The organism is Pseudomonas sp. NPDC086112, assembly GCF_044746425.1.
Taxonomy (GTDB): domain Bacteria; phylum Pseudomonadota; class Gammaproteobacteria; order Pseudomonadales; family Pseudomonadaceae; genus Aquipseudomonas.
Window position 1 is genome coordinate 5,679 of the sequence record NZ_JBIVCD010000068.1, and the last position, 5,643, is coordinate 11,321.

5 protein-coding genes are annotated in these 5,643 nt (G+C 59.5%); 1 reads left to right on the top strand and 4 read right to left on the bottom strand.

Annotated features, from left to right (window positions below; all coding sequences use genetic code 11):
* The first annotated feature begins 87 nt into the window (after positions 1 to 87).
* Entirely contained in the window at positions 88 to 396 is a 309-nt protein-coding gene (locus ACIPLA_RS27320; protein ID WP_007900503.1) for a YhbY family RNA-binding protein, read from the top strand.
* 9 nt (positions 397 to 405) lie between these two features.
* Here the strand turns inward: ACIPLA_RS27320 and ACIPLA_RS27325 are convergent, their stop codons facing one another.
* From ACIPLA_RS27325 to carA, 4 genes are all read right to left on the bottom strand, one after another.
* The gene (locus tag ACIPLA_RS27325) at positions 406 to 810 is read right to left on the bottom strand and encodes an MFS transporter (protein ID WP_123498883.1); all 405 of its coding nucleotides are present in this window, start codon (positions 808 to 810) and stop codon (positions 406 to 408) included.
* 28 nt (positions 811 to 838) lie between these two features.
* Entirely contained in the window at positions 839 to 1,315 is a 477-nt protein-coding gene (gene greA, locus ACIPLA_RS27330; protein ID WP_007942892.1) for a transcription elongation factor GreA, read from the bottom strand.
* A complete protein-coding gene (carB, locus tag ACIPLA_RS27335) occupies positions 1,312 to 4,533 on the bottom strand; it encodes a carbamoyl-phosphate synthase large subunit (protein WP_123498879.1) in 3,222 nt (1,073 codons plus the stop codon). The genes greA and carB overlap by 4 nt, the downstream gene beginning before the upstream one ends.
* 117 nt (positions 4,534 to 4,650) lie before the next feature.
* Positions 4,651 to 5,643 (bottom strand): glutamine-hydrolyzing carbamoyl-phosphate synthase small subunit (gene carA / locus ACIPLA_RS27340; RefSeq protein WP_401177514.1); only part of this gene is annotated, 993 nt, incomplete at its 5' end.

A 5,643-nucleotide genomic window follows, 5' to 3' on the forward strand; every position in this document is an offset into this window, starting at 1 on the left:
ATAAGGGTCGTGATTAATTGGGCGGATCCACGAACCCTCGGGTAAAATGGCCGCCATTTTACAGAATCCAGACTAAAGGGTCAGATTATGCCGCTCACTCAAGAGCAGAAGAAACAGTACAAATCCATTGGCCACCATCTGAAACCAGTTTTGATTGTGGCTGACAACGGTTTGACTGAAGGTGTGTTAGCCGAACTTGAACGCGCTTTGGCGGATCACGAGCTGATCAAAATCAAGCTCAACATCCTCGATCGCGAATCGCGCCTGGCAGCCATTGCAGAACTCTGCAAGGCCGGCAAAGCCGATCTGGTTCAGGTCATCGGCAAGATGGCACTGATTTACCGCAAGAACTTCAGCGTCAACAAGCAGCTGTCGAACGTCCATCGCTTCAAGTGATGACAAGGGTCAAGGGTGTGCTTCGCGCACCCTCACACTCCATCCCGGCACCGGTTGCATCACCAGCACCAGCCCGGAAAATCCCAGAACAAGATAGCTGAACAGCTGCCAATGCGCCGCCTGCGGCCAGCCGACGTGGACCGCGAAATACATCGCGCCCCCATACAGCGCCATCATCAGCAGTTGCCCACGAATATCGCGCCATAGACTGGCAAGGCCCTCGGCCTGAACCAGCACCAAAACCTGAAAAATCACACACGCTGCGGCAAATCCCACCATCAGCGTATTCAGCATGCCTGCAATTTCGTCGATCAGCAGCGGCGCCAGGCCTATTCGCCCCAGCACCGGCAGCAGACCGATGTGCAACAGCCACAGGCCGCCAACCCACAACATTTGGGTCAGCTGCCAAAGCATGGCGCCCGCACGTAGCGGGCGCCTTCTTTCAGAGGTGGCGAACTTCGACAATCTCATACTCGATAACGCCACCCGGCGTTTTCACGGCGACCACATCACCCTCTTCCTTGGCAATCAAGGCACGGGCCAGTGGCGAACCCACCGAAATCTTGCCGAGCTTGAAGTCAGCCTCATCCTCACCCACGATGTGGTAAGTGACGCGCTCATCCGTCTCGACGTTGGCGATTTCAACGGTGGTGCCGAAAATCACTTTGCCGGTGTGAGGAATGGTCGTGACATCGATGATGACCTGATTCTGAATCCGGCCTTCGATGTCACGAATCCGCGCCTCGACCATCCCCTGCTGCTCGCGAGCAGCGTGGTATTCGGCGTTTTCCTTCAAGTCACCCAACTCGCGGGCCGTGCCGATGTCCTGGCTGAGCTTCGGACGGACGACCTTGGTCAGGTGAGCGTGTTCTTCTTCCAGGGCTTTCGCGCCCTGGACGGTCATTGGGTATTTGATCATGCCTTCAATCCTGCGTGTAGATCCTGCAAGCGGCGCACGGTCTTCTCGGGACCGAACTTCAGCGCTTCACAGATAGCTTCGCCAGCAGCAATGGTAGTGGTGCAGTAGATCTTGTGCTGCAAGGCATTACGACGAATGGAATAGGAATCGGCGATCGACTGGCGACCTTCGGTGGTGTTGATGATCAGGGTGACTTCGTCATTCTTGATCATGTCGACCACGTGCGGACGCCCCTCGGTCACCTTGTTCACACGGCGCACTTTCAGGCCTGCGGCTTCGATCAGCCTGGCAGTACCGGCGGTGGCGACCACTTCGAAGCCCAAGTTGATCAGATCACGGGCCACGCCTGCAACCAGTGGCTTGTCATCGTCACGCACGCTGATGAACGCGGTGCCGCCAGTCGGCAGCACTTCGCTGGCGCCCATCTGGGCTTTGGCAAAGGCTTCGCCGAAGGTATCGCCCACGCCCATCACTTCACCGGTGGACTTCATCTCTGGGCCCAGGATCGGGTCCACGCCAGGGAATTTGGCGAATGGGAACACCGCCTCTTTCACGCTGTAGAAGTTCGGAATGATTTCTTTGGTGAAGCCGATTTCCTTCAGGGTTTTACCGGCCATCACGCGAGCCGCGATCATTGCCAGGGAAACACCGATGCACTTGGACACGAACGGAACGGTACGGGAAGCGCGCGGGTTGACTTCGATGACGTAGATGTCTTCGCCTTGCAGCGCCAACTGAACGTTCATCAGGCCGACAACGCCCAGTTCCAGGGCCATTTTCTTGACCTGTTCGCGCATCTCGTCCTGGATGTGAGCAGGCAGCGAGTACGGCGGCAGGGAGCACGCGGAGTCACCGGAATGAACGCCGGCCTGCTCGATGTGCTGCATGATCGCGCCGATCACCACGTCGGTGCCGTCGCAGACTGCATCCACGTCCATTTCGATGGCGCAGTTGAGGAAGTGATCGAGCAGCACCGGGCTGTCGTTGGACACTTTCACCGCATCACGCAGGTAGCGCTTGAGTTCTTCTTCTTCGTAGACGATTTCCATCGCGCGGCCGCCCAGTACGTAGGACGGACGAACCACCAGCGGGTAACCGATCTTGGCCGCGGCACGAATCGCTTCGTCTTCGCTGCGCACGGTAGCGTTTGGCGGCTGACGCAGGTTCAGACGCTCAACCATTTGCTGGAAGCGCTCACGGTCTTCGGCACGGTCGATGGCGTCAGGGCTGGTGCCGATGATTGGCACGCCAGCTTCTTCCAGGGCACGCGCCAGTTTCAACGGAGTCTGGCCGCCGTACTGGACGATCACGCCTTTCGGCTTCTCGACGCGGACGATTTCCAGTACGTCTTCCAGGGTCACTGGTTCGAAGTACAGGCGATCGGAAGTGTCGTAGTCGGTGGAAACGGTTTCCGGGTTGCAGTTGACCATGATGGTCTCGTAACCGTCTTCGCGCAGGGCCAGTGCCGCGTGTACGCAGCAATAGTCGAACTCGATGCCCTGGCCGATACGGTTTGGACCGCCGCCGAGGATCATGATCTTGTCGCGACCCGACGGCGCGGCTTCGCACTCTTCCTCGTACGTCGAGTAGAGGTAAGCGGTGTCGGTGGCGAACTCGGCCGCGCAGGTGTCAACGCGCTTGTAGACCGGGAAGATTTCCAGCTTGTGACGGTGACGACGCAGAGCCTTCTCGGTCACGCCCAGCAGCTTGGCCAGACGCATGTCGGAGAAACCTTTGCGCTTGAGGCGGAACATCACGTCGTGGTCGATGCTGGCCAGACCCAGGGTCTTGACCTTCTCTTCTTCCTTAATCAGATCTTCGATCTGCACCAGGAACCACGGATCGATCATGTTCATGCCGAAAATATCTTCGACCGACAGGCCGGCGCGGAACGCGTCAGCGACGTACCAGATACGCTCGGCGCCCGGCACGGTCAGTTCGCGCTTGAGGATGCTCATGCTTTCCGGGTTGCTCAGGTCGAGCTTCTCGTCCAGGCCGCAAACGCCCACTTCCAGACCGCGCAGGGCTTTCTGCAGGGATTCCTGGAAGGTCCGGCCGATGGCCATGACTTCACCGACCGACTTCATTTGAGTGGTCAGGCGTGCGTCGGCTTTCGGGAATTTCTCGAAGGCGAAGCGTGGCAGCTTGGTGACGACGTAGTCGATGGACGGCTCGAAGGACGCCGGGGTCTTGCCACCGGTGATGTCGTTCGACAGCTCGTCGAGGGTGTAACCGACAGCCAGTTTTGCCGCGACCTTGGCGATCGGGAAACCGGTGGCTTTCGAGGCCAGGGCCGAGGAACGGGATACCCGCGGGTTCATCTCGATCACAACCATGCGGCCGGTATTCGGGCAGATGCCGAACTGGACGTTGGAACCGCCAGTCTCGACGCCGATCTCGCGCAGTACCGCCAGGGAGGCGTTACGCAGGATCTGGTATTCCTTGTCGGTCAGGGTCTGTGCTGGCGCAACAGTGATCGAGTCACCGGTGTGCACGCCCATCGGGTCGAAGTTTTCGATGGAGCAGACGATGATGCAGTTGTCCTTCTTATCGCGGACAACCTCCATTTCGTACTCTTTCCAGCCGATCAGCGATTCGTCGATCAGCAGCTCTTTGGTCGGCGACAGGTCCAGACCGCGGGCGCAGATTTCTTCGAACTCTTCACGGTTGTAAGCGATACCGCCACCGGTGCCGCCCATGGTGAAGGACGGACGAATGATGCACGGGAAGCCGAGACGCTCGAGAACCGCGTTGGCCTCTTCCATGCTGTGGGCAATACCCGAACGCGGGCAGTCCAGACCGATGGATTTCATCGCCTTGTCGAAGCGCGAACGGTCTTCGGCCTTGTCGATGGTGTCAGCGTTGGCGCCGATCATTTCTACGCCGAACTTCTCCAGAACGCCTTCGCGCTCCAGGTCCAGGGCACAGTTCAGAGCGGTTTGGCCGCCCATGGTTGGCAGCAGCGCGTCCGGACGCTCTTTCTCGATGATCTTGGCAACGGTCTGCCACTTGATCGGTTCGATGTAGGTGGCGTCGGCCATGGCCGGGTCGGTCATGATGGTCGCCGGGTTGGAGTTCACCAGGATGACGCGGTAACCCTCCTCGCGCAGGGCTTTACAGGCCTGGGCGCCGGAGTAGTCGAATTCGCAGGCCTGGCCGATCACGATCGGGCCAGCGCCGAGAATCAGGATGCTTTTAATGTCTGTACGTTTTGGCATGGGTTGTCACTCAAATCCGCAGGTCAGTCGGCAAGCCGTCTTGTTCAATCTCTGAAGCCTTGAGGGGGCCACCGGTTTCGGGACCGCCCTCAGGCTTCGCTACATCAGGGCGAGCGATTAGCGTCGCTTGGCCATTTCGTTGATGAAGCGATCAAACAGTGGCGCTACGTCGTTCGGGCCAGGGCTGGCTTCAGGGTGACCCTGGAAGCTGAAGGCGCTCTTGTCGGTACGCTCGATGCCTTGCAGGGTGCCGTCGAACAGCGATTTGTGGATCGCCCGAACGTTGCCTGGCAGGGTCGCTTCGTCTACCGCAAAACCGTGGTTCTGGCTGGTGATCATCACCACACCGCTGTCCAGATCCTGGACCGGGTGGTTGGCACCGTGGTGGCCATGGCCCATTTTCAGGGTCTTGGCGCCGGAGGCCAGAGCCAGCAGTTGGTGACCGAGGCAGATGCCGAACACCGGAATCTCGGTTTCCAGCACGTCCTTGATCGCCTGGATCGCGTAGTCGCATGGCTCAGGGTCGCCCGGGCCGTTGGACAGGAACACGCCATCCGGTTTCAGTGCCAGCGCTTCTGCGGCTGGAGTCTGTGCAGGCACCACGGTCACGCGGCAACCGCGCTCGACCAGCATGCGCAGGATGTTGACCTTGACGCCGTAGTCGTAGGCCACCACGTGGTACGGCAGTTCGGAGGCGTCGATAGTCGCGTGGCTGTCGGTTTTCAGATCCCAGACAGTCGAGCGCCACTCGTACTTCTCTTTGGTGCTGACGACTTTCGCCAGGTCCATGCCTTTGAGGCCAGGGAAACCCTGAGCGGCGGCGATGGCGGCTTCTTCGGAAATGTTGTCACCGGCCATGATGCAGCCGTTCTGCGCGCCTTTCTCACGCAGGATGCGTGTCAGGCGGCGAGTGTCGATACCGGCGATTGCCACCACATTGTTGGCTTTCAGGTAGTCGGACAGAGACATCGTGTTGCGCCAGTTGCTCGCAACCAGTGGCAGGTCACGGATGACCAGGCCAGCGGACCAGACGCGATCGGACTCGGCGTCTTCCGGCGTGGTGCCGGTATTGCCAATGTGCGGGTAAGTCAGGGGGCCGCGCGGGGGGGC

Bases quoted from the DNA above. Each gene is read 5' to 3' on its own strand.
- ACIPLA_RS27320 (WP_007900503.1), top strand. From the start codon at position 88: ATGCCGCTCACTCAAGAGCAGAAGAAACAGTACAAATCCATTGGCCAC.
- ACIPLA_RS27325 (WP_123498883.1), bottom strand. From the start codon at position 810: ATGCTTTGGCAGCTGACCCAAATGTTGTGGGTTGGCGGCCTGTGGCTG.
- greA (WP_007942892.1), bottom strand. From the start codon at position 1,315: ATGATCAAATACCCAATGACCGTCCAGGGCGCGAAAGCCCTGGAAGAA.
- carB (WP_123498879.1), bottom strand. From the start codon at position 4,533: ATGCCAAAACGTACAGACATTAAAAGCATCCTGATTCTCGGCGCTGGC.